The following is a 21649-nucleotide window of genomic DNA, read 5'->3' on the forward strand; positions in this document are numbered from 1 at the left end:
GGCCGCGCCGGACGACGGCGGCCGCGAGCCGCCGGAGCGCACCGGCGCCGGCGCGGCGGCCGACCGCGGCGCATGAGCCGTCGCGGTTGCGGCCGCGCGCGGCCGATGCTGTGATCGCCGCCGATGACCCCGCGCGATCCCCACCGTGCCGTCGAAGCCGTCTGGCGCATCGAAGCGCCGCGCCTGATCGGCGCGCTGATGCGGATCGTGCGCGATCTGGACCTGGCGGAGGAGTTCGCGCAGGACGCGCTGGTGAGCGCGCTGGAGCAATGGCCGCAGACCGGCGTTCCCGACAATCCGGGCGCCTGGCTGATGACCGCCGCCCGCCACCGCGCGATCGACCGCCTGCGCCGGCATGCGCTGATGCAGCGCAAGCACGCCGAGCTTCTGCACGAGCTCGAGGACGGCGACGCCGACGCCAGCGCCCGGCACGAGGCCGCGCTCGACGATGCGATCGGCGACGACCTGCTGCGCCTGATCTTCACCGCGTGTCATCCGGTGCTCTCGCCGGAGGCGCGCGCGGCGCTCACCCTGCGCCTGCTGGGCGGCTTGACCACCGAGGAGATCGCGCGCGCCTACCTCGCGCCGGAGCCGACCGTCGCGCAGCGCATCGTGCGCGCCAAGCGCACGCTCGCCGAGGCCGGCGTGCCGTACGAGGTGCCGCGCGGCGGCGCGCTGCAGGAGCGCCTCGGCTCGGTGCTGGAGGTGGTGTACCTGATCTTCAACGAAGGCTACGCCGCCACCTCCGGCGAGCACTGGACGCGGCCGGCGCTGTGCGAGGAAGCGCTGCGGCTGGGCCGCGTGCTCGCCGGCCTGATGCCGCGCGAGCCGGAGGTGCACGGCCTGCTGGCGCTGATGGAGCTGCAGGCCTCGCGTCTGGCCGCGCGCGTCGACGCGCACGGCGCGCCGGTGCTGCTCGCCGACCAGGACCGCGCGCGCTGGGACCGCGACGCGATCCGGCGCGGGCTGGCCGCGCTGGAGCGCGCGCACCGGCTCGGCGGCGAGCGCGGCCCGTACGCGCTGCAGGCCGCCATCGCCGCATGCCATGCGCGCGCCGCGAGCACCGAGACGACCGACTGGACGCGGATCGCCGCGCTGTACGACGCGCTGGCGCAGGCGATGCCGAGCCCGGTGGTCGAGCTCAACCGCGCGGTCGCCTACGCGATGGCGTTCGGGCCGGACGCGGGGCTGGCGCGGGTGGACGCGCTGCGCGACCTGCCGGCGCTGCGGCATTACCACCTGCTGCCGGGCGTGCGCGGCGATCTGCTGTTCCGCCTCGGCCGTCGCGCCGAGGCGCGCACCGAGTTCGAACGCGCGGCGGCGCTGGCCCGCAACGCGCGCGAACGCGAGCTGCTGCTGCGCCGCGCCGCCGCCTGCGACGCGCCGACACGCGCGCACGACGACGCCTGAACCGGCGTTTCACCTCGCCTGCAAGCCCGCTCTGGCAAGGTCCGCGTTCGCCGAACGGGTACGACCAAGGAGCTTGCGATGAAAGTCAGCGACATCATGACCCGCGACGTGTGCCTGGTGACGCCGCAGCAGACCCTGCGCGAAGCGGCCGAGCTGATGGAGCGCCACGACGTCGGCAGCCTGCCGGTGCAGGACAACGACCGCCTGGTCGGCATGCTGACCGACCGCGACATCGTGGTGCGCGCGATCGCGCGCGGCCAGGGCCCGGAAACGCCGGTGCGCGAGGCGATGACCGCCGACATCAAGTACTGCTACGAGGACCAGGACGTCGACGAGGTCTCGCGCAACATGGCCGACCTCGAGATCCGCCGCCTGCCGGTGGTGAACCGCGACAAGCGGCTGGTGGGCATCGTCTCGCTGGCCAACGTCGCGCACAGCGAGGACGACGCCGCGGACCGCATGGTGCGCGGCGTGGCGCGGCCGCACTGAGCGCGCGGGGCGGGTCGAGACCCGCCCCGCAGTGCGCGCATGCAGCCGACGATCCGCCGCGTCGCTCTACCGCACCGGCCCGGTGCCGACCGGGCCGAGGAAGTCGGCCTTGCCGAGCGGCACTCCGGCGTGGCGCAGCAGGCCGTAGGCGGTGGCGATGTGGAAGTAGAGGTTGGGGATCGTCCAGCCGAACAGGTAGTCGCGGCCGAGGAAATGCAGGTCGCCGCGGCTGCGGGTGGGCACCGTCACCGGCCGCGTGGCGCTGCCTTCGAGCTGATCGGGGGTGAAGCCGCCGATGTAGGCGATCGCGCGCTCGATGCGCGCGTCCAGTTGCGCGAAGGCGGTCTCGTCGTCCTCGAAGCGCAGCGGCTCCACGCCCGCCAGACGGGCCATCGCGTTCTTCGCCATGTCGGTGGCGATCTGCACCTGCCGCAGCAGCGGGAACATGTCCGGATACAGACGCATCTGCAGCAGCACCTGCGGATCCCAGCCCTGCGCGCGGGCGTGTTCGTCGGCCTTGCGCAGCACGTGGCGCAACTGGCCCAACGCACGCACGAACACCGGCGCGGACGCGTCGTACATCGAAAGACTCATGCGGTCGGTCCTCCCTGCGAGAGGGCCGCAGCTTAGCGGGCGTGCCGCGCGCGCATCAGCCGGCCGCCGGTGGACGCTGTATCCCGGCGGCGGGCCAATCGCTCAGGCCTGTGCCACCAGCAGCGCCAGCGCGCGGTCGCACAGGCGGAACGCGCCGCCCTCGTCCCCGACCTTGCTGCCGCGCGCATGGGCGTCGTCGGTGGAGATGCCCACGCGCCAGCGCGTTCCGTCGGGCGCGGCGGGCAGCCGGAACCCGGTGGCCTCGGCGCGCCCGTTGACCGCCAGCAGCAGGGTCGACTCGCGCCCGTGGCGGCGCACGCCGGTCGGCTGCGCGCGGCCGTCGAGCAGCATCATCAGCGCGCGCGCCTGCGGGTCGTGCCAGTGCGCCTCGGTCATCTCGCTGCCGTCGGGAGCGAGCCAGGTGACGTCGCGCACGCCGAGCTCCTCGTCGTACTCGCCGCTGAAGAAGCGGTCGCGGCCGAGCAGCGGGTACAGCCGGCGCAGCGCGATCAACTGCCGCACGAAATCGGTGAGATCGGCTTCGCGCGCGGCCGCCTCCCAGTCCACCCAGGTGATGCGGTTGTCCTGGCAGTAGGCGTTGTTGTTGCCGCCCTGGGTGCGCGAGAACTCGTCGCCGGCCAGCAGCATCGGCGTGCCCTGCGAGAGCAGCAGGGTGGCGAGGAAGTTGCGCTTCTGCCGCCGTCGCAGCGCGCGGATCGCCTCGTCGTCGGTCTCGCCCTCGACGCCGTAGTTGCAGGCGTGGTTGTGGTCGCTGCCGTCCTGGTTGTCCTCGCGGTTGGCCTCGTTGTGCTTGCGCTCGTAGGTGACCAGGTCGTGCAGGGTGAAGCCGTCGTGCGCGGTGACGAAGTTGATCGAGGCGTGCGGCTTGCGCCCGCGCTTGCGGAACAGATCGGCCGAGCCGGTGATGCGGGTGGCGAACTCGGCGAGCTGGCCCTCGTCGCCGCGCCAGAAGCGGCGCACGTTGTCGCGGTAGCGGTCGTTCCATTCCGCCCAGCCCGGCGGGAAGCCGCCCACCTGGTAGCCGCCGGGGCCGATGTCCCACGGTTCGGCGATCAGCTTCAGCTCGCTCAGCGTCGGGTCCTGCCGGCAGGCGTCGAAGAAGCCGCCGCCCTGGTCGAAGCCGTACGGCTCGCGGCCGAGGATGGTGGCGAGGTCGAAGCGGAAGCCGTCGACGTGCATCTCGTCGGCCCAGTAGCGCAGCGAGTCGGTCACCATCCGCAGCACGTTGGGATGGGTGAGGTTGAGCGTGTTGCCGGTGCCGGTATCGTTGATGTAGTGGCGGCCGTCGTCGGTGAGCCGGTAGTAGCTGCGGTTGTCGATCCCGCGCAGCGACAGCGTCGGCCCGAGCTCGTTGCCCTCGGCGGTGTGGTTGTAGACCACGTCCAGCAGCACCTCCAGCCCCGCCTCGTGCAGATGCGCCACCATCGCCTTGAACTCGCCGATGCTGCCGCTGGCGAGATAGCGCGGGTGCGGCGCGAAGAAGCCGATGGTGTTGTAGCCCCAGTAGTTGCGCAGCCCCATCTCCCGCAGGTGCTTGTCGTCCACGAACGCATGCACCGGCATCAGCTCGACCGCGGTGACGCCGAGCGAGCGGATGTGCTCCAGCACCTCCTCCACCGTGAGCGCGGCGAAGGTACCGCGCATCGGCTCGGGCACCGCCGGGTGGCGCATGGTGTAGCCGCGCACGTGCATCTCGTAGATCACCGTGCGGTCCCAGCGGTGCTGGGGCCTGGCGTCGCGGCCCCAGGTGAACGCGGCATCGATCACCCGGCACTTGGGCATGTACGGCGCGCTGTCGCGGTCGTCGAAACTCAGATCGGCGTCGGGATGGCCGATGCGGTAGCCGAACAGCGCCTCGTGCCAGCGCAGTTCGCCGACGATCTGGCGCGCGTACGGATCGAGCAGCAGCTTGTTCGGATTGAAGCGATGCCCGGCATCCGGCTGGTACGGGCCGTGCACGCGGTAGCCGTAGAGCTGGCCGGGGCGCGCGTCGGGCAGGTAGCCGTGCCAGATCTCGTCGGTGTACTCCGGCAGCGGAATGCGTTCGAGCTCGATGCCGCGCTCGTTGAACAGGCACAGCTCCACCCGGGTGGCGTGCGCGGAGAACAGCGCGAAGTTGACGCCCAGGCCGTCCCAGGTGGCGCCGAGCGGATACGGGCGGCCCTCGCGCACGCGCGCCCGATGCACGCGGCGGATCGGGGCGGGTCGGCTGTCGGGGCTCATCGGCGCGCATCCGGCGAGGGACGGCGGGTGCCGCGCCGACGCGCCGGCGGTTCGGCCGCGGGCGAGGTCGGCGCGGCGCGCGCCTGCTCGATCTGCAGTTCGGCCTCGACCAGCCGCTCGGCCATCGTCCAGTGGCGCAGCGCCTGGCCCTCGGGACGGCCCTCCACTTCCCAGATGCGCTGGGCGAGTGCGCGGATGCGGGCTTCGCGGTCGGCGGGGTTCATGCGTCGGTGTCGGCGATCAGCAGGGCGACGGGAAAGCTGGCGAACAGGTCGGCCGCGGCGCAGGCGCCGTCGCTGCGCAACTCGCGCGCGGCGAGCGGGTCGCGCCAGCGCCCGGCCGGCAGCGCGATGCGGGTGTCGGCCCAGCGCGCGGCGGGCACCAGCAGATCATCGCGACCGTCGAACCACCGTGAGCCCAGGCGCGGCACCGCGACCGCGACGCGCACGCCCCGGTGCGCGCGCACGAAGGCGAGCACGCGGCCGGCGTGCGCGCCGGCGGCGGCGAGCGGGCGATGGCGCCCGTGCGCGAAGACATCGGGATGGCGCGCACGCAGCGCCAGCGCGGCGGCGATCAGCGCCTGCTTCACGGCGCCGGTCCGCCAGTCGCGCAGCAGGCGCGCGGGCGGAGTGCCGGCGTCGAGCCAGCGCCGGCGCAGGGCGTGATCGACCGGCCGCCGGTTGTCGGGATCGACCAGCGAGAAATCCCAGCCTTCGCCGCCCTGGTACAGGTCGGGCACGCCTGGCACGGTCGTGCGCAGCAGACATTGCGCCAGCCCGTTGACCGCGCCGGCCGGCGCGATGCGCGCGACGAACGCGGCGATGTCCTCGCGCAGCGCGCGCGCCTCGGCGCGCGTCAGCAGCGCGCGGGCGAAACGCTCGCAGGCCGCTTCGTAGTCCTCGTCCGGATGCGTCCAACCGCTGCGCAGCTTGGCTTCGCGCAGCGCCTTGCGTTGCCATCCGACGATGCGCTCGGCGAACGCGCGCAACCCGTCGCCGTCGTCCGCGCGCAAATCCGGCGGCCAGGCGCCGACCAGCGTCTGCAGCAGCATCAGCCGGTCGCCGGCGGACGGCGCATCGCCCGTGCGCAGCGGCGCGGCGGCGGCGAGCCAGCGTTCCACCGCCGCGCGCCACGCCTGCGGCCGCTCGCTCAGCACCGCCAGCCGCGCGCGCACGTCCTCGCCGCGCTTGTGGTCGTGGGTGGCGGTGGCCAGCAGCGCGCGCGGGAAGCGGCGCGCGCGGGCGCGGCAGAGCGCGTGGAAGCGCGCGGGTTCGAGCGCGAAGCGCGACGGGTCGGCGCCGACCTCGTTGCGCGAGAGCAGCACGCCGTGGCGGTAGAACGCGGTGTCCTCCACCGCCTTGGCGTTGAGCGGCGCGGCGAGCTGCTCGATGCGCCGGCGCGCGCGGCGCAACGCGCGCCGGCGCGCGGGATCGGCCGCGCGGGCATCCTCGCGCATCCAGCGCTCGATCGCGTCGAGCGCGGCGGCGAGCGCGGGATCGGCGTGCGCGCGCGCCTGCGACCACGCGCGCGCCAGCACCCTGGCGTCGGCGCGGTCGAGGCCGCGATCGCGCGCGTAGGTGCGGTACACCGGAAACCGCTCCAGCCCCGCGCACAGTGCGCGCGCGAGCAGGTGGCGGCCGAACTCGCGGGTGTCGGGCTCGCGCGCGGCGAGCGCGCACAGCGCCGCCACCGCGCGCTCGCGCTCGGCGAGCAGCGCGCCCTCCAGCAGCTCGCGCCGCGCCGCGCGTTCCTCGGCATGGAAGTCGCCGCTGCGGCCGGCATGCGCCTGCCACAGCGCGCGCAGTTCCGCCTCGCCGTCGGGATCGTGCAGCAGCGCGCCGACCTGATCCATGAAGTCGTAGCCGGTGGTGCCGTCGGTGCGCCAATCGCGGCGCAGGCGTTCGTCGGCGGCGAGGATCTTCTCCACGTGCAGGCTCACGCTGCCCGCCGGCAGGCCGCGCCGCGCCGCGGCCTCGTCCATCCGCGCGCGCAGGCGGCGGCAGTAGGCGCGCGGCGCGGCCAGGCCGTCGACGTGATCCACTCGCAGGCCGTCGCACAGGCCTTCGGCGATCAGCCGCAGCGGCAGCGCGTGCACGGCCTTGAACACGTCTTCGCGCTCCACGCGCAGCGCCGCGAGCGAGCTGATGTCGAAGAAGCGGCGGTAGTTGATGCGCTCGTGCCCGAGCCGCCACCACAGCGGCCGGTACGCCTGCGCGTCGATCAGCGCCGCCAGCCGCGTGCCGCCTTCGGCGGCGTCGGCGTTGAGCGCGGCGATCCAGTCGCGCAGCGCCGCCGGTTCGCGCGGGGCGTCGTCGGGCAGGCGCAGCGGCAGCGGCTGGCCGGCGTCGAGCACCGCCTCGCCCGTCGCCTCGTCGAACGCGAGCGCGAGCACGCCCTCGCGCAGCGCCTGCGCGCAGGGGCGGTCGAGCACCGGCAGGATCAGCCGGCCCGCGCAGCCCGGTGCGTGCCAGTCGATGTCGAAGAAGCGCGCGTAGCGGCTGCCGCGGCCGTGGCGCAGCACGTCGCGCCACCACGGGTTGGCCGCGTGCGCGGCCATGTGGTTGGGCACGATGTCGAGGATCAGCCCCATGCCGTGCGCGCGCAGCGCGGCCGCCAGCCGGCGCAGCGCGTCCTCGCCGCCCAGCTCCGGGTTGACGCGCGTGGGGTCGATGACGTCGTAACCGTGGCTCGAGCCCGGCATGGCGACGCCGATCGGCGAGAGGTAGTAGTGGCTGATGCCGAGCGCGGCGTAGTACGGCACCTGCGCGGCGGCGGCGTCGAGATCGAAGCCGCGGTGAAGCTGCAGGCGCACGGTGGCGCGCAGCGGCGTCATGGCGTCTGGCGCCGCCCGTCGGCGAACGCCTCCAGATTGCGCCGCAGCGCGGCCTCGGGCGGCAGCCCGGGCAGGCGCCGGCGCCAGTTCGGATGCTCGTCGACGGTGCCCGGCAGGTTCGGCTGCTCGTCGAGTTCGAGCGCGTCCTCCACCGGCAGCAGCGCCAGCGGCGCCGGCGCGCGCGCGGTGAAGCGCAGCCAGTCGGCATGCTCGTGGCCGCTGCCGCCGAGCGCCGTCGCCACGCTGTACGCCAGCCGTTCGATGTCGCGCTGGCGCTGCTCCAGTTGCGTCACCAGCGCGTCGTCGTCGAGCTGGCCGAGCCGGTAGCGCCAACCCAGATCGTGGCCCGCGCGCCAGCCGGCGAGCGGCGGCAGGTCGTGGGTGGTGGTGGTGGCGACCGCCTCGCGGCGCCAGCGCTCCGGCGGCAGGAACTCGCCGCGCTCGTCGCGGGTGAACGGCAGCACGTCCAGCCCCAGCACGCCGCGCCTCGCCAGCTCCGCGCGCAGGCCGTCGGGGACCACGCCGAGGTCCTCGCCGATCACGATGCAGCGATGGCGCCACGATTCCAGCGCCAGCAGGTTCAGCAGGTCGTCGAACGCGTTGCGCAGATAGACGCCCTCGCCCGGCGCGCCGCCTTCCGGCACCACCCACAGCCGCAGCACGCCGAGGATGTGGTCGATGCGCACGCCGCCGCGGTCGCGCATCGCCGCGCGCAGCAGCTCGATCCACGGCGCGTAGCCGTGCCGGCGCAATGCGTGCGGGTGGAACGCGGCGATGCCCCACACCTGCCCCTGCGCGTTGAACGCGTCCGGCGGCGCGCCCAGCGTGAGGCCGTCGAGCACGCAGTCGCGATGCGCGCGCGCCTCGGCGCCATCGGGCGCGAAACCGACCGCGAGATCGGCGATCAGCCCGATGCGCATGCCGCGTGCGCGGCATTCGGCCTGCAGATCGGCCCAGCTTCGCGCGGCGAGCCACTGCGCGAAGCGGTGGAAGCCGGCATCGAGGCCGTCGCTAGCCGCGGCGAAGCCGGCGAACGCGCGAAGCGATGCGCCGCTGGCGTTGCAGAACGTGGCGAAGTCGCATTGGAGTCGGTCCTCGGCTGAAGCGAAATCGGCGTGGAGCTGCCGCAGCCAGCGCAGCTTGGCCTCCGCGGCGCGGGGCCAGTCGACAAGGTGGAGCGCCTGGCATGAAGCGAACGTCTCGGCGAGGCCGGCGCGGTTCAGCCCGTTCAGCGCGAACGTCTCGCCCAGCACGCGCGTGGGCGCGGCGTGCAGCGGGTTGAGGAAGCGGCGATCGCTCGGCGAGTACGGACTCGGCTGCCGCGCGGGATCGGCGAGCGCATGCAGCGGGCTGAGCGCGATCGCATCGGCGCCCGCCTGCGCCGCGCGCGCGGCCCACGCCGCGACCCCGCCGGCATCGCCGATGCCCGCATCGTGCGGCCCGCGCACCGCGTACACCTGCAGCGCCAGGCCCCACGCGCGCGGACGCGGCGCGCCGAGGGCGTCGGCCGGGCCATGACAACGCGCGGGCGCCAGCGCCAGCGCAAGTTCCGTGTCGCCGAACCGCAGCCGTCCGTAGCCGGGCGCGAGCGCCGTGCTCGGCGCGCCCTCGGCATCGAAACGCCCGCCGTGCCGCTCGCCGCATTCGTCCTCCCACTCGTAGGCCGCGTGCGGCGGCCCCAGCGCGATGCGCGCGCCGGCCTGCAGCACGCGCAGCGGCGGCGCGGCTTCGCGTTCGCGGCCGATCCGCGCCAAGCTCTCGCGCAGGCGCTGCGGGGTGTCGGCCGGATAGCCGAGCCGCTCGAGCACGACGCGCAGCGTCTCCGGCGCCACGCGCCGCATCCGGCCCTCGGCGTCTTCCCACTCGACCAGCAGTCCGGCTTCGCGCGCCACCTGCTCGAGCTGCGCGCCGTTCATGCCTGCTCCAGGGTGACCAGGAGGCTCTGCGGCGGCAGGCCCTCGCCGCATCCGGCCGCGTCCGCGGGTTCGGCGTGCAGCACGCGGCCCGGCAGCGGCGCATCGAGCGCCAGCGCGCGATGCGCGAAGTTGGCGGCGAGGTGCAGCCGCCCGCCGGCGTCCAGCGACCACGACGCGCGCACCGCACGGGTGCCGATCGCGCGCGCGCCGAGCGGACGCGCGCGATCGAGGTGCGGCACGATCGCCTCGCGCCGTTTCGCCAGCAGCGAGGCGAACCAGACCGCCCAGGCCGCGCCTTCGCCGCGCGCGGCTTCGGCGATGTCGGGGCAGGAGGCGCGGAAGGTGGCCTCCGCGTTGGGGTCGGGAATGCGCGCGCGCCGCTGCGGATCGGCGAACGCGGCGAACGCGGCGAACTCGCGCCGCCGGCCCTCGCGCACCGCCTCGTCGAGCGGCGGCGCGTGGTCGGTGAAGAACAGGAACGGCCGCGCGCAACCCCACGGTTCGCCCATGAAGAACAGCGGGATCATCGGCGTCAGCGCGGTCAGCGCCAGCGCGGCGCGCAGCGCGCGCGGCGGCACCAGCGCGCGCAGGCGCTCGCCGAAGGCGCGGTTGCCGATCTGGTCGTGGTTCTGCGCGAACACCACGAACGCGTGCGGCGGCAGCATCGCGCTCGGCTCGCCGCGACGGTGGCCGGCGCGGGTGCGCTCGCCCTGGAACGCGAAGCCTTCGCCGAGCGCGCGCGCCAGCTTGCGCGCCGGATCGCCGGCGTAGTCGCCGTAGTAGCCCTCGTGCTCGCCGGTCAGCAGCACGTGCAGCGCGTTGTGGAAATCGTCCGCCCACTGCGCGCGGAATCCGCGCCGCGTGCCGTGCGCCAGCAACGAAGCCTCGTTGGCCTCGTTCTCCAGCACCAGATGCACGTGGCGGCCGGGCGTGGCGCGTTCGACCGCCTCGCGCAGCTCGCGCAGGAACGCGCCCGGCCGGATCGCGTGCACGGCGTCCAGACGCAGGCCGTCGAAGCGGTAGTCGCGCAGCCACATCAGCGCGTTGTCGATGAAAAAGCGCTTCACCGCCGGCTGGCGGAAGTCGATCGCCGCGCCCCACGGGGTGGCGATGTCGTCGCGGAAGAACCCCTTCGCGTATTCGCCGAGGTAGTTCCCGTCCGGGCCGAAATGGTTGTAGACCACGTCCAGCAGCACCATCAGCCCGTGCGCATGGGCGGCGTCGACCAGCGCCTTCAGCTCCTCCGGCGTGCCGTAGGCGGCGGCCGGCGCGTACGGGTACACGCCGTCGTAGCCCCAGTTGCGGGTGCCGGGAAACTGCGCCAGCGGCATCAGCTCGATCGCGGTGATGCCCCAGCGCGCCAGTTGCGGCAGTTGCGCCATCACCCCGCGGTAGCCGCCGCAGGCGCCGACGTGCAGTTCGCAGATCACCGCCTCGCGCCACGGCCGCCCGCGCCAGTGCGCGCACCGCCAGCGGTGGCGCGCGGTGTCCAGCACCACGCTGTCGCCGTGCACGCCGTCCGGCTGCCAGCGCGAGGCCGGATCCGGCACCGACAGGCGATCGTCGATGCGGAAGCGGTAGCGGGTGCCGGGCGGCGCCTCGGCGATGGCCTCGAAACTGCCGTCCGCGCCGCGCGTCATCGGCACCCGCGCATGCGGCAGCTCCACCGCCACCGCGCGCGCATCCGGCGCCCACAGCCGGAAGCGGGTGTTTCGCGCATCGAGCGGGACCGCGCCGAATCCCTGCGTCGCGGCCATGCTCAGCCCCCGCACTTCAGCCAGATGGTCGCCAGCGGCGGGACGGTCAGCGCCAGCGAATGGGCGAAGCCGTGCGTGCCGATCGCCTCCGCCTCCACGCCGCCGCCGTTGCCGAGATTGGAACCGCCGTAGTAGGCGCTGTCGGTATTGAGCACCTCGCGCCAGAAGCCCGCGCGCGGCACGCCGACGCGGTAGCCGTGGCGCGGCACCGGGGTGAAGTTGCTCACGCACAGCAGCGCGCCGCCCTCCTCGTCGTAGCGCAGGAACGCCAGCACGCTGTTGGCCGCATCGTCGCCGACGCTCCACTGGAAGCCGCCGGGATCGTGGTCGCGCCGGTGCAGTGCGTGCAGCTCGCGCAGAAGATGGTTGAGGTCGCGCACCAGCGCCTGCATGCCGCGGTGCGGTGCGTGTTCGAGCAGGTGCCAGTCGAGCGCGCCGTCGTGGTCCCATTCGCGCCGCTGCGCGAATTCGCCGCCCATGAACAGCAGCTTGCGTCCGGGATGCGCCCACATGAAGCCGAAGTAGGCGCGCAGGTTGGCGAAGCGCTGCCAGTCGTCGCCCGGCATCTTGCACAGCAGCGAGCCCTTGCCGTGCACCACCTCGTCGTGTGAGAGCGGCAGCACGAAGCGCTCGGAGAAGGCGTACACCAGCCCGAACGTCATGTCGCTGTGGTGGAAGCGGCGGTGGATCGGATCGCGCGACAGGTAGCGCAGCGTGTCGTGCATCCAGCCCATGTTCCACTTGTGGGTGAAGCCGAGGCCGCCATGCGCGGGCTCGGCGGTGACGCCGGCCCAGGCGGTGGATTCCTCCGCGATCGTCATCACGCCCGGAAAGCGCTCGGCGATCTGCGCGTTGAGCCGGCGCAGGAAGTCCACCGCCTCGAGGTTCTCGCGGCCGCCGTGGACGTTGGGCACCCATTCGCCGTCGGGACGGCTGTAGTCGCGGTAGAGCATCGACGCCACCGCGTCCACGCGCAGACCATCGACGTGGAAGCGTTCGATCCACTCCAGCGCGCTGCCGATCAGGTAGGCCGCCACCTCGCGCCGGCCGTAGTTGTAGATCAGCGTGTGCCAGTCGCGGTGGAAGCCTTCGCGCGGGTCCTCGTGTTCGTACAGCGCGGTGCCGTCGAAGCGCTGCAGGCCGTGCGCGTCGCCCGGGAAGTGCGCGCTCACCCAGTCGAGGATGACGCCGATGCCGGCCCGGTGGCAGGCGTCGACGAAGCGCGCGAACGCGGCCGGCTCGCCCCAGCGCGCGCTCGGCGCGTACATGCCGAGCGGCTGGTAGCCCCAGGAGCCGCCGAACGGGAACTCGGTGACCGGCAGCAGCTCGATATGGGTGAAGCCGAGATCGCGCACGTACGGCACCAGTTCGGCCGCGAGCGCGTCCCAGTCGAGTGCTTCGCCGCCCGCGCCGCGCCGCCAGGAGCCGGCATGCACCTCGTAGATGCTGACCGGTTCGCGATGCATCGCCTCGCGCACGCGGCGCCGCAGCCAGTCCTCGTCGTGCCAGTCGAAGGCCTCGCGGTCGGGCACGCGCGAGGCGGTGGCCGGCGGCAGTTCGGTCCAGCGCGCGAGCGGATCGGCCTTCAGCGGCAGCAGCGTGCCGTCCTGCGCCAGCACCTCGTACTTGTAGCGCGCGCCCGGCGCGATGCGCGGCAGGAAGATCTCCCATACGCCCGCGGTGTGGCGCAGCCGCATCGGGTGGCGGCGGCCGTCCCAGCCGTTGAAGTCGCCGACCACCGACACCCGCCGCGCGTTCGGCGCCCACACCGCGAAGCGCACGCCGGACACGCCGTCGATCGTCGTGTGGTGCGCGCCGAGCGCGCGCCGCGCGCATTCGCCGTCGCCGGCGAGGAAGCCGTGCAGCCAGGCTTCCTCCAGCACCGGGCCGAACGCGTACGGGTCCTCGATCTCCTCGCGGCCGCCGGGCCAGTCGATGCGCAGGCGGTAGCGGGCCGGTGCGTCGAGCACGCCCTCGAACAGCGCACCGTCGAACGGCAGGCCGCCCTCGCGCGCCGTCATCGCCACCGGCTCGCCGCGCTCGGGCAGCAACGCGACCGCGCGCGCGCCCGGCAGGCAGGCGCGCACGCGCACGCGGCCGTCGGCCTGCCCGTGCGGGCCGAGCAACGCGAACGGATCGTCGGCGCGCCCCTCGACCAGAGCGCGCAGGCGCGCTTCCAGCGCGGGATCGGGCGAGGCGACCGTCGCCTCCGCACGGGCGGCGCGGCGCGTCGCCGGACGGGGAGCAGGCGACGCGTCGTTCATGCGGCGAGGCGGGCGGTCTTCTCGTAGAGGTCGACGTACTGGCGGCTGGCGATCTCCCAGCCGCGCGGGGTCAGCATCGCCGCACGGCGCATCGCGTTCAGCAGCTCGGGCGTGCGGTACACGGCGAAGGCGCGCACCACCGCGCGGCGCAGCGCATCGGCGGTGGGCTCGTCGAACAGGAAGCCGGTGACGCCGTCGTCCACGGTGTCGATCAGGCCGCCGGTGGCGTGCGCGATCGGCAGGCTGCCGAAGCGCTGCGCGTACATCTGGCTCAGGCCGCAGGGCTCGAAGCGCGACGGCATCAGCAGGAAGTCGGAACCGGCGAACATGCGCCGCGCCAGCGTCTCGCAGAAACCCACGCGCGCGCCGACGTGACCGGGGAACCGGCGCGCGAGCTGCGCGATGGTGCGTTCGACCTCCGGCTCGCCCTGGCCGATCACCACGATCTGGCCGCCCGCATGCACGATCTGCGGCGCGATCTCGCAGATCAGGTCGAGGCCCTTCTGGTGCACCAGACGCGAGACCACGGCGAACAGCGGCCCGTCGCTGTCGCGCAGGCCGAATTCGTAACGCACGTACTGCGCGTGCGCGCACTTGCCATGCCACTGGTCGATGTCGAAATGCGTCAGCAGGTGTTCGTCGCGGCTCGGGTCCCAACTGGCGTCGATGCCGTTGAGGATGCCGGTGAGCGCGCCATGCGCGGCGCGCGCCGCGAGCAGCCCGTCGAGCCCGCAGCCGAGCACCGGGCCGGTGATCTGGCGCGCATAGCTCTGGCTGACCGTACTGATGTGGGTGGCGTGCACGATGCCGCCGCGCAGGAACGACAGCCGGCCGTGGAAGTCGAGCGCATCGCGCGCGTTCGCCGGTACGCCGATGGCGTCGGCGATCGCATGCGGGAACAGCCCCTGGTAGGCCAGATTGTGGATCGTCAGCAGCGTCGGCGTGCGATCGCCGGCCCAGTGCGCGTAACCGGCGGCGAGCGCGCTCGGCCAGTCGTTGAGGTGCAGCAGGTGCGGCCGCCAGGACAGACCGGCGCGGCCGCCGGCGATCTCCGCCGCCGCGCGCGCGAAGGTGGCGAAGCGGATCGCGTTGTCCTCCCACTCGCGGCCTTCGGCATCGACGTAGGGCGAGCCTTCGCGTTCGTACAACGGCGGGCACAGCAGCACGTACACGCCCAGCCCGTCGTGGCGCTCGACATAACCGATCAGCGCCTCCGGCAACTGCGCATGCGCGCGCACGCGGCCGACCAGCCGCATGTCCCCGGCCTGCGCCAGCACCGCGGGGTATCCCGGAATCAGCACCCGCACGTCCGCCTGCGCGCGCAGCGCGCGCGGCAGTGCCGCGGACACGTCGCCCAGGCCGCCGGCCTTGACGAAATCGGCCATCTCCGAGGTCACGAACAGACAGCGCCGGCGCGGACTGCCGGCGGGACGACGCTGGCTGCCGTGGCGGCGGGTGATGCGGATCGCGGTCTGCGGACGCGGCCGCGACGCCGGAGCGGGTGCCGGGTCGGCCGTGGCGGAGATGTCGGGTCGGGGCGAGGCGCTCATGGAGGATCTGGCTTGGGTAGAGGACGACGGCGCGACCGCCTGCGCGCCACCGGCACAAGGCCGATGACGGAAGGCTCGTCGTCAAGGAAAAAGGAATCCCGCTGCCGTGCGATCACGCTACGTAGCGATTGGTCAAAGGTACGTGAGTCGGCGCGACGTTTTCTGAGCGGGCTGAACCGTGCCGGCTACGGCTGCGCTTGAACTGTCATCGCTGCGCGCGCAGCGGTTCCGCCGGCGCTTTGCGCCGCCCTCACCTCGCGCTGCCGAGCCGCTGACGCGCCCGCCCCTACGCTGGTGCCGACGCTTCGATGAGGAGGGCACCATGGGCACCAACACCCACGAACGCAATCGCGACCGTGCCGGGCGCCAGAACCCGCCGGCCGGTCCCGACCGGCTCGGCGGCCGCACCCATGCGCTGCGCGCCGGCAAGGACGGACCGACGCAGCGCAAGTCGGTGCAGCCGCAGGAGCACCGCACGCGCGAGGAAGGCCGCGACGACCACCGCAGCGGCAGCGACAGCAATCCATCCTGAGGAGACCGCCATGCGACCCGATCCCGCCGAACGGCACGCTACCCGGAAGGAAGGCGCGAAGGACCAGGCCAAGGACCTCGACCAGCAGCGTCAGCCGCAGTCCGCCCACCGCGAGCAGGACGAACGCGCCCACGACCAGGCCGGCCAGGGCCGTGTCCGCAGCCAGGATCCGAACTTCGGCCGCGGCCATCACTGACGGGCCGAGGGGACGGCGGCCCGGGCGCCGACGCCACCCCTCCCCAACCCTCCCCTTCGCCTGCGGCGAAAGGGAGGGAGTTCTCCTGCGAAGGCAGGGGAAGGCTCTCCTCCCCTTGCTCGCGCAGCGAGCAGGGGGAGGTCGGGCGGGGGTTCTCCGGTCGCCGAGGCGACACACCCGCCCCCGACCACCCTCCCCGGCCCTCCCCTGCACACCGGCGAGGGCGTGAGCCACTCCTCCCCCTGCGGAAGCAGGGGGTCGGGAGGGGGTTCTCCGGTCACCGAGGCGACACCCGCCCCCGACCACCCTCTCCGGCCCTCCCTGCACACCGGGGAGGGCGTGAGCGCCCCTGCGAAGGCGCCCCTTCGGACCCCGCTCCATGACCTACACCCCCACCTACGCCACCGATGCCCCCACCCGCGAGGCGATCGACGCCCACCGCGGCGCGCTGGTGCTGGAGTTCGGCACCGGCTGGTGCGGCTACTGCCGCCAGGCGCAGCGCGCCATCGAGTCCGCGCTGGCCGCCCTCCCCGAGGTGGCGCATCTGAAGATCGAGGACGGACCGGGCCGCGCGCTCGGCCGCTCCTTCCGGGTGAAGCTGTGGCCGACGCTGGTGTTCCTGCGCGACGGCGTCGAGGTCGCGCGGGTGGTGCGCCCCGACGACGAGGCGCCGCTGCGCGCGGCGCTCGATCGGCTGCGGGAACCGGCCTGACCTCGCGGCGGCGGCCTTACGCGGTCGCCGGCGCGTCCAGCCGCCGGCGCAACGCGCCCAGCTCCTCGCGCAGCGCGCGGATCTCCATCAGCATGGCATCGTCGCGCGCGCGGTCGGCGGCTTCGATGCGGTCGATGTGCGCATGCTCCTGCTCCACCTGCGCCTGCATCGCGTTGACGATCACGGCGATGAACAGGTTGAGGACAGTGAAGGTGGCGGTGACCAGATAGACCACGAAGAACACCCACGCCCACGGCTTGACCGCGATCACCTGCCGCGCGATGTCGGGCCAGCCCTCCACGGTCATGATCTGGAACAGGGTGAACAGGCTCGCGCCGAGCGAGCCGAAGAACTCCGGCGCGGCGTCGTGGAACAGCTTGGTCGCCATCACCGCGGCCACGTACATCACCAGCCCGAGCAGCGCCACGATCGACCCCATGCCCGGCAATGCGGTCAGCAGCGCGGTCACCACCTTACGCATGCTCGGCACCATCGAGATCAGCCGCAGCGCGCGCAGGATCCGCAACGCCCGCAGCACGCCGAAGCCTTCGCTCGCGGGCACCAGGGCGATCGCGATCACGGCGAAGTCGAACAGGTTCCAGGGTTCGCGGAAGAAGCGCCGGCCGTGCGCCAGCAGCTTCAGGCCGAGCTCGACCACGAACACGGCCAGCAGCGCGTGATCGAGCGTCTGCAGCGCGCGCAGCGTCGTCGCCGGCAGTCCGGGCACCGTTTCCATGCCCAGCACGATGGCGTTGACGACGATCAGCGCGATCACGGTGTTGGCGACGGCGGGGCGGTCGAGGAACCGTCCCAGGCGCGCGCGCCAGGACGACGGCGGGGCAATCGTTTCGCTCACGGGCGACTCCCGGTGTGGACCTTCACAAGATCTTCATGATCGCCGGATTTGTCGGCGGGATCACGTAGCCCATCCGACGCGTTGACATTTTCGCGACTAGATTCGTTGACTTGGTACCGGATTGGCGCTCCCCTGTAACACGCCCGCACGAGGATGGCGACGGAAAGCCTTCCACGCGGCCCAGGAGCCCTGAATGTCGGCCGTTCCAAAATCCCGCGTCATCGACGCCCAGATCCGGGCCCTGCGCCAGACGTTGGCCGAGCTGCTCGCCCGCGGCGTCTCGAAGGCCGAGCTGCACACCGTGTTCCAGACCGCGCTCGAGCAGCTTCTGGACAGCGCCAACGGCAACGAGGCGCTGATCGACTACGTCTACCGCCAAGTGGACGCGGCCATCATCTCGCTCGACGACACGCACGGCTGAGCCTTCGGCCTTCGCGCCGGCTCGACGCGTCCTGCACGGCGCACTGCCGCTTGTTGGAGTAGCTTGGGTGGAATCCCTGCGTTCCATCGTTCATGCCCCACCCCGGAGTCCACAGGAGCGTGCTGGCGCGTTCGGTCGACGACGCCCGCCGGACGATCGTCGAACTCCGACGCCGGCGCGCGGACGAGTGGGAGATCACCGCGCAGGCGCTGACGCTGTGGCAGTCCATCGCCTCGCTGACCGGCGACCACGAACAGCTGCGGCAGTACGCGTTCGACGAATTCGACCGCATGCTGCAGGACGAGCGGATCTGACCGCGGCGCGCGGCCGCATCGCTCAGGGCGCGCCGGCCTCCCCTTCGATCGCCAGCGCGCTGAGGTGCCGCAGCAGGCGCGAGAGCGTGACCACGTCCTGCAGGTTGTGCGCCAGCACGCGCCGCAACGGCTGCGCGCTGCCGCCGCGCAGATAGGCGAGCCAGGCGGCGGGCGCTTCCGCGCCGGGCAGGTCGTCCTCGCGCACGATGCCGAGCACGCGGCGCTCGATGGTCGCCAGCCGGCAGTTCTCGTACACGCCGCGGTAGCGCCGGCGCGTGGGATGCAGCAGGTCGACGTGCGCGAGCCCTTCCAGCGGATTGCGCATGCGCGCCAGCCGGTAGCGCGTGGCCAGCAGCGGCGCGTCGTAGCAGCGGCCGTTGTAGCTGACCAGCACGGTGACGGGCGACAACCAGGCGCGGAACGCCTCGAGCATCGCGCTCTCCGCGGCCAGGCTCACGATGGTGAGCTGGCGCACGCGCAGCGCACCCGCGTGCCAGTCGGCGGCGCCGATCATGAACGCGCGCGTGCCGGTGCCGCCGGCCAGGCCGGTGGTTTCGGTGTCGAAGAACAGCAGATGCTCCGCCGGCAGCGGTTCGCAGCGTGCGAAAGCGCCGTCCAGCCGCGCGGGCACGTCGGCCGCCGGGAGGACGCGTTCGTGCAGGTACAGGCCCGGCGCGAGGCATTCGCCGTGCAGCTCGCGGTCGCTCGAAGCGAAACGCGGCGGCGGCGGCGTGCGCACGCGCAGCAGGCGGCGCAACTGCTCGATGGAGGTGCGCGCCGGGGGTGCGGGGGCGCGCGCGCCCTCACCCCACCCCCTCTCCCGCAGGAGCGGGAGAGGGGGTACTCCGCACGTCGGGTCCGCATGCGCAGGCGGCTCGGGCGATGCGGGCCGCCCGCCGCCGTGCGCCGGCTCCTGCCCCGCCGCAGGAGGACGGCCGGAGCGAGCGGACGTCGCGCCGGCCTGGCGCTTGAGCTGCTGGAGCCTCGCGAGGGTGAGGGTCATACGTCATCGCCCGCGCTCACGCCAGCGCCTCCAGCACCCGCAACGCCAGCGCCTTCGGCGTGGTCGCCGCCTCCTCGTGCACGGCCAGCACCGGGCCCACGCAGGCCGGACAGCCGGCCTTGCAGTCGCAGCGTTGCACCAGTTCGCGCGCGCGCTGCACCAGTTCGCCCTGCCGCCGCCACAGCGGCTCGCTCTGGCCGACGCCGCCGGGGTAGTTGTCGTACAGGTACACGGTCGGCACGAACTCGTCGTGGCGCGCGGGATCGCTCGCGCTGCCGTCGAGCGCGCGCAGTTGTCCACGGCCGCGGCCGTCGGCGGTCGCGAACCACGCGCCGTCGCCGCTGCCGACCGCCTTCTGCAGATCGGCCGCATCCGCCATCACCGCCACCTTCGCGACCACGTGCAGCGCGTACGCGGCGCCGAGGAAGCCGTCGAGCGCGTCCTGCCGCGAGGCGAAGCGTGCCTCCAGCTCCTGCTGCGGCAGCTGCCACCACAGCGCGGTGGTGTGCAGCTCCTGGTCCGGCAGGTTCACCGGCCCGTAGCCGATGTTCTCGTGGGTGTAGTAGCGGATCTTCTTGTAGCCGGCGACGCGCCGCACCACGTGCACCTCGCCGTGGTGGCAGGTGCCCTGCCCGGCGATCGCGCCGTCGAAGCGCTCCAGCACCTTGAGCTTCGTATAGTCGATCGCGTCGGTGTAGTAGTCGGCGTGGGTGCGGGTGACGTACGCCTTGCGGCCGTCCCAGTCGAGCTTCTCCACCTGGTAGGGCGTGGACTGCACCATGTGGATTGCGCCCTCGTACAGCATCAGCGGCGCCGACGAGTAATCGACCTCGGCGATGATCGTCTGGCGCCCGTCGGTGCGGTCGACCACCACGAAGTTGCCGTCGGCCACCGAGCGCAGGCTCACCGCGTTGGCGGGATAGCTGTCGGCGATCCACTCCCAGCGCTCGCCCTCGGCGTGCACCACGCCGTCCTCGGCGAGCAACTGCAGATACACCGTCGGGTCGACCGGCCCGAAGCGCTCGCCCCCGAGGAATGGCAGCTCGAACGCGGCGCAGCGCACATGGTCGAGCAGGATCACCGGCTGGTCGGGTGCGATCCGCGCCTGCTCGGGCGTCGCGCTGGAGAAGAACTCCGGATGCCGCACCACGTACTGGTCGAGCGGATCGCTGCTCGCCACCATCACGCCCACCGCCGCCTGCTGCCGCCGCCCGGCGCGCCCGAACCGCTGCCAGGTCGCCGCCACCGAACCCGGGTAGCCGTTGAGCACGACGACGTCGAGGCTGCCGATGTCAACACCAAGCTCCAGCGCGGAGGTGGCGACGATGCCGTCGATGCGGCCCTCGCGCATCGCGCGCTCGGCCTCGCGGCGCTCGGTCGGCAGGTAGCCGCCGCGGTAGGCGCGGATGCGCGCCGGCTTGCGCGGGTCGTGGTCGAACACGTCCTTGAGGTATTTGGTCAGCACCTCGACCATCGTCCGCGACTGCGCGAACACCAGCGTCTTGAGCCCCGCGCGGATCGCCGTGCGCGCGATGCGGGTGCTCTGCGAGCGGGCGGACGCGCGCAGGCCAAGGTCCGGATTGATCACCGGCGGGTTCCACAGCAGAACGTGCTTCTCGCCGCACGGCGCGCCGGATTCGGTGATGGCGTGCACGTCGTGCCCGACCAGCGCCTCGGCATGCTGCTTCGGATTGCCGATCGTCGCCGAGCACAGGATGAACTGCGGGTTCGCGCCGTAGAATGCACATATGCGCCTGAGCCTGCGCAGCACGTTGGCCAGGTGCGAGCCGAACACGCCGCGGTAGCTGTGGATCTCGTCGATGACGACGTACTGCAGGTTCTCGAAGAACTGCGCCCACTTGGTGTGGTGCGGCAGGATGCCCTGGTGCAGCATGTCGGGATTGCTGACCACGATGTCGCCGTTGAGGCGGATCGCCTGGCGCACATCGCCCGGCGTATCGCCGTCGAACGTCGCCGCGCGGATGCCGAGATCGCCCGCGCGGTTGAGCTCGATGAGTTCGGCGACCTGGTCCTGCGCCAGCGCCTTGGTCGGGAACAGGTACAGCGCCTTCGCCTGCCGCGTCATCGCCGCGGCCACCACCGGCAACGTGTAGCACAGGCTCTTGCCCGAGGCGGTGGGTGTGGCCACCACCACGTGCTCGCCGCGCCGCGTCGCTGCCCACGCTTCGGCCTGGTGCGCGTACAGGCGCTCGACGCCGCGCGCGCGCAGCGCGGCGGCCAGCCGTGGCGGCAGGTCGGCGGGCAGGTCGGCGTAGCGGCCCTCGCGTCCCGGCAGCACGAAGTGGCCGGTGACCAGACCGGCGTGCTTCTGCGCCAGGCGCGCGGCGAGCGAGGCGCCGTCGCGCAGGCGCGGCGCGGGCGGCGTGGGCGGGGCGAAGACGGGGAGCGAGGCCATCGGCGTGCGGATCGGGCGATGCGCCCGTTGTAGGGCGTGGGCGTCGCAACGGATGAGACGGCGCCTGCGCGCCTCGCGCTTCGCAGGCGCGGTCACCGTTGGCGTCATCCCCGCGTCCGGCGATCCAGGTGTAGGGCGGGAC

At 73.2% G+C, this 21649-nt stretch carries 18 protein-coding genes; 7 read left to right on the top strand and 11 right to left on the bottom strand.

The genetic code is table 11. The annotated features are described in order from the left end of the window. Positions 1–123 precede the first annotated feature (123 nt). Positions 124–1410, top strand: coding sequence for an RNA polymerase sigma factor (locus tag FQY64_RS10045; RefSeq protein ID WP_146474134.1), 1287 nt, complete (start codon positions 124–126; stop codon positions 1408–1410). Positions 1411–1488: 78 nt separating this feature from the next. Beyond that, the gene (locus tag FQY64_RS10050) at positions 1489–1899 is read left to right on the top strand and encodes a CBS domain-containing protein (RefSeq protein ID WP_146474135.1); all 411 of its coding nucleotides are present in this window, start codon (positions 1489–1491) and stop codon (positions 1897–1899) included. Between the two features lie 66 nt (positions 1900–1965). Here FQY64_RS10050 and FQY64_RS10055 read toward each other — a convergent pair whose 3' ends face one another. The 8 genes from FQY64_RS10055 to glgA form a co-directional block, all read right to left on the bottom strand. Further along, on the bottom strand, positions 1966–2493 hold the full coding sequence (locus FQY64_RS10055; protein WP_146474136.1) for a DUF1993 domain-containing protein: 528 nt from the start codon (positions 2491–2493) through the stop codon (positions 1966–1968). A 102-nt stretch (positions 2494–2595) separates the two neighbouring features. Beyond that, complete coding sequence (gene glgX / locus FQY64_RS10060; protein WP_146474137.1) at positions 2596–4737, bottom strand: glycogen debranching protein GlgX; 2142 nt, start codon at positions 4735–4737, stop codon at positions 2596–2598. Further along, positions 4734–4961, bottom strand: coding sequence for a DUF2934 domain-containing protein (locus FQY64_RS10065; RefSeq protein ID WP_146474138.1), 228 nt, complete (start codon positions 4959–4961; stop codon positions 4734–4736). Before FQY64_RS10065 ends, glgX begins: the two co-directional genes overlap by 4 nt. Continuing rightward, positions 4958–7570, bottom strand: coding sequence for a malto-oligosyltrehalose synthase (gene treY, locus FQY64_RS10070; RefSeq protein WP_146474139.1), 2613 nt, complete (start codon positions 7568–7570; stop codon positions 4958–4960). Before treY ends, FQY64_RS10065 begins: the two co-directional genes overlap by 4 nt. Continuing rightward, a complete protein-coding gene (malQ, locus tag FQY64_RS10075) occupies positions 7567–9486 on the bottom strand; it encodes a 4-alpha-glucanotransferase (protein ID WP_146474140.1) in 1920 nt (639 codons plus the stop codon). The genes treY and malQ overlap by 4 nt, the downstream gene beginning before the upstream one ends. Further along, positions 9483–11243 (bottom strand): malto-oligosyltrehalose trehalohydrolase, encoded by a 1761-nt coding sequence (treZ, locus tag FQY64_RS10080; RefSeq protein ID WP_146474141.1) that lies wholly within the window; start codon positions 11241–11243, stop codon positions 9483–9485. The genes malQ and treZ overlap by 4 nt, the downstream gene beginning before the upstream one ends. 2 nt (positions 11244–11245) lie before the next feature. Continuing rightward, a complete protein-coding gene (glgB, locus tag FQY64_RS10085) occupies positions 11246–13507 on the bottom strand; it encodes a 1,4-alpha-glucan branching protein GlgB (RefSeq protein WP_146474142.1) in 2262 nt (753 codons plus the stop codon). Then, positions 13504–15057 (bottom strand): glycogen synthase GlgA, encoded by a 1554-nt coding sequence (glgA, locus tag FQY64_RS10090; RefSeq protein WP_146474143.1) that lies wholly within the window; start codon positions 15055–15057, stop codon positions 13504–13506. The genes glgB and glgA overlap by 4 nt, the downstream gene beginning before the upstream one ends. Positions 15058–15379: 322 nt before the next feature. Here glgA and FQY64_RS10095 point away from each other — a divergent pair, with 322 nt between their 5' ends. The 3 genes from FQY64_RS10095 to FQY64_RS10105 all read left to right on the top strand — a co-directional run bounded on the left by FQY64_RS10095 (position 15380) and on the right by FQY64_RS10105 (position 16497). Further along, positions 15380–15589, top strand: a complete 210-nt coding sequence (locus FQY64_RS10095) for a hypothetical protein (protein WP_146474144.1) — start codon at positions 15380–15382, stop codon at positions 15587–15589. Between the two features lie 10 nt (positions 15590–15599). Continuing rightward, complete coding sequence (locus FQY64_RS10100; protein WP_146474145.1) at positions 15600–15785, top strand: hypothetical protein; 186 nt, start codon at positions 15600–15602, stop codon at positions 15783–15785. 379 nt (positions 15786–16164) lie between these two features. Next, positions 16165–16497: a thioredoxin family protein gene (locus FQY64_RS10105; RefSeq protein ID WP_146474146.1), complete on the top strand. Its 333-nt coding sequence runs from the start codon at positions 16165–16167 to the stop codon at positions 16495–16497. Positions 16498–16513: 16 nt separating this feature from the next. Here FQY64_RS10105 and FQY64_RS10110 read toward each other — a convergent pair whose 3' ends face one another. Continuing rightward, the gene (locus FQY64_RS10110) at positions 16514–17353 is read right to left on the bottom strand and encodes an ion transporter (protein WP_146474147.1); all 840 of its coding nucleotides are present in this window, start codon (positions 17351–17353) and stop codon (positions 16514–16516) included. 193 nt (positions 17354–17546) lie between these two features. Between FQY64_RS10110 and FQY64_RS10115 the strand changes: the two genes are divergently transcribed. Next, positions 17547–17774 (top strand): hypothetical protein, encoded by a 228-nt coding sequence (locus FQY64_RS10115; protein ID WP_146474148.1) that lies wholly within the window; start codon positions 17547–17549, stop codon positions 17772–17774. 119 nt (positions 17775–17893) lie between these two features. After that, entirely contained in the window at positions 17894–18088 is a 195-nt protein-coding gene (locus tag FQY64_RS10120) for a hypothetical protein (protein WP_146474149.1), read from the top strand. A 22-nt stretch (positions 18089–18110) separates the two neighbouring features. Here FQY64_RS10120 and FQY64_RS10125 read toward each other — a convergent pair whose 3' ends face one another. Continuing rightward, the gene (locus FQY64_RS10125) at positions 18111–19091 is read right to left on the bottom strand and encodes a ribonuclease H-like domain-containing protein (RefSeq protein ID WP_146474150.1); all 981 of its coding nucleotides are present in this window, start codon (positions 19089–19091) and stop codon (positions 18111–18113) included. A gap of 16 nt (positions 19092–19107) precedes the next feature. Then, a complete protein-coding gene (locus FQY64_RS10130; RefSeq protein ID WP_146474151.1) occupies positions 19108–21507 on the bottom strand; it encodes a DEAD/DEAH box helicase in 2400 nt (799 codons plus the stop codon). Positions 21508–21649 lie beyond the last annotated feature (142 nt).

The sequence above is a fragment of the Vulcaniibacterium thermophilum genome (genome assembly GCF_007923255.1).
Lineage (GTDB): Bacteria > Pseudomonadota > Gammaproteobacteria > Xanthomonadales > Xanthomonadaceae > Lysobacter_F > Lysobacter_F thermophilum.

Excerpts from the sequence above, each read along its gene's own strand:
- FQY64_RS10115 (WP_146474148.1), top strand. The coding sequence starts at position 17,547 with ATGTCGGCCGTTCCAAAATCCCGCGTCATCGACGCCCAGATCCGGGCC.
- FQY64_RS10125 (WP_146474150.1), bottom strand. The coding sequence starts at position 19,091 with ATGACCCTCACCCTCGCGAGGCTCCAGCAGCTCAAGCGCCAGGCCGGC.
- glgX (WP_146474137.1), bottom strand. The coding sequence starts at position 4,737 with ATGAGCCCCGACAGCCGACCCGCCCCGATCCGCCGCGTGCATCGGGCG.
- FQY64_RS10055 (WP_146474136.1), bottom strand. The coding sequence starts at position 2,493 with ATGAGTCTTTCGATGTACGACGCGTCCGCGCCGGTGTTCGTGCGTGCG.
- FQY64_RS10130 (WP_146474151.1), bottom strand. The coding sequence starts at position 21,507 with ATGGCCTCGCTCCCCGTCTTCGCCCCGCCCACGCCGCCCGCGCCGCGC.
- FQY64_RS10045 (WP_146474134.1), top strand. The coding sequence starts at position 124 with ATGACCCCGCGCGATCCCCACCGTGCCGTCGAAGCCGTCTGGCGCATC.
- malQ (WP_146474140.1), bottom strand. The coding sequence starts at position 9,486 with ATGAACGGCGCGCAGCTCGAGCAGGTGGCGCGCGAAGCCGGACTGCTG.
- FQY64_RS10100 (WP_146474145.1), top strand. The coding sequence starts at position 15,600 with ATGCGACCCGATCCCGCCGAACGGCACGCTACCCGGAAGGAAGGCGCG.
- treY (WP_146474139.1), bottom strand. The coding sequence starts at position 7,570 with ATGACGCCGCTGCGCGCCACCGTGCGCCTGCAGCTTCACCGCGGCTTC.
- FQY64_RS10095 (WP_146474144.1), top strand. The coding sequence starts at position 15,380 with ATGGGCACCAACACCCACGAACGCAATCGCGACCGTGCCGGGCGCCAG.
- treZ (WP_146474141.1), bottom strand. The coding sequence starts at position 11,243 with ATGGCCGCGACGCAGGGATTCGGCGCGGTCCCGCTCGATGCGCGAAAC.
- glgB (WP_146474142.1), bottom strand. The coding sequence starts at position 13,507 with ATGAACGACGCGTCGCCTGCTCCCCGTCCGGCGACGCGCCGCGCCGCC.
- FQY64_RS10065 (WP_146474138.1), bottom strand. The coding sequence starts at position 4,961 with ATGAACCCCGCCGACCGCGAAGCCCGCATCCGCGCACTCGCCCAGCGC.
- FQY64_RS10105 (WP_146474146.1), top strand. The coding sequence starts at position 16,165 with ATGACCTACACCCCCACCTACGCCACCGATGCCCCCACCCGCGAGGCG.
- FQY64_RS10050 (WP_146474135.1), top strand. The coding sequence starts at position 1,489 with ATGAAAGTCAGCGACATCATGACCCGCGACGTGTGCCTGGTGACGCCG.
- glgA (WP_146474143.1), bottom strand. The coding sequence starts at position 15,057 with ATGAGCGCCTCGCCCCGACCCGACATCTCCGCCACGGCCGACCCGGCA.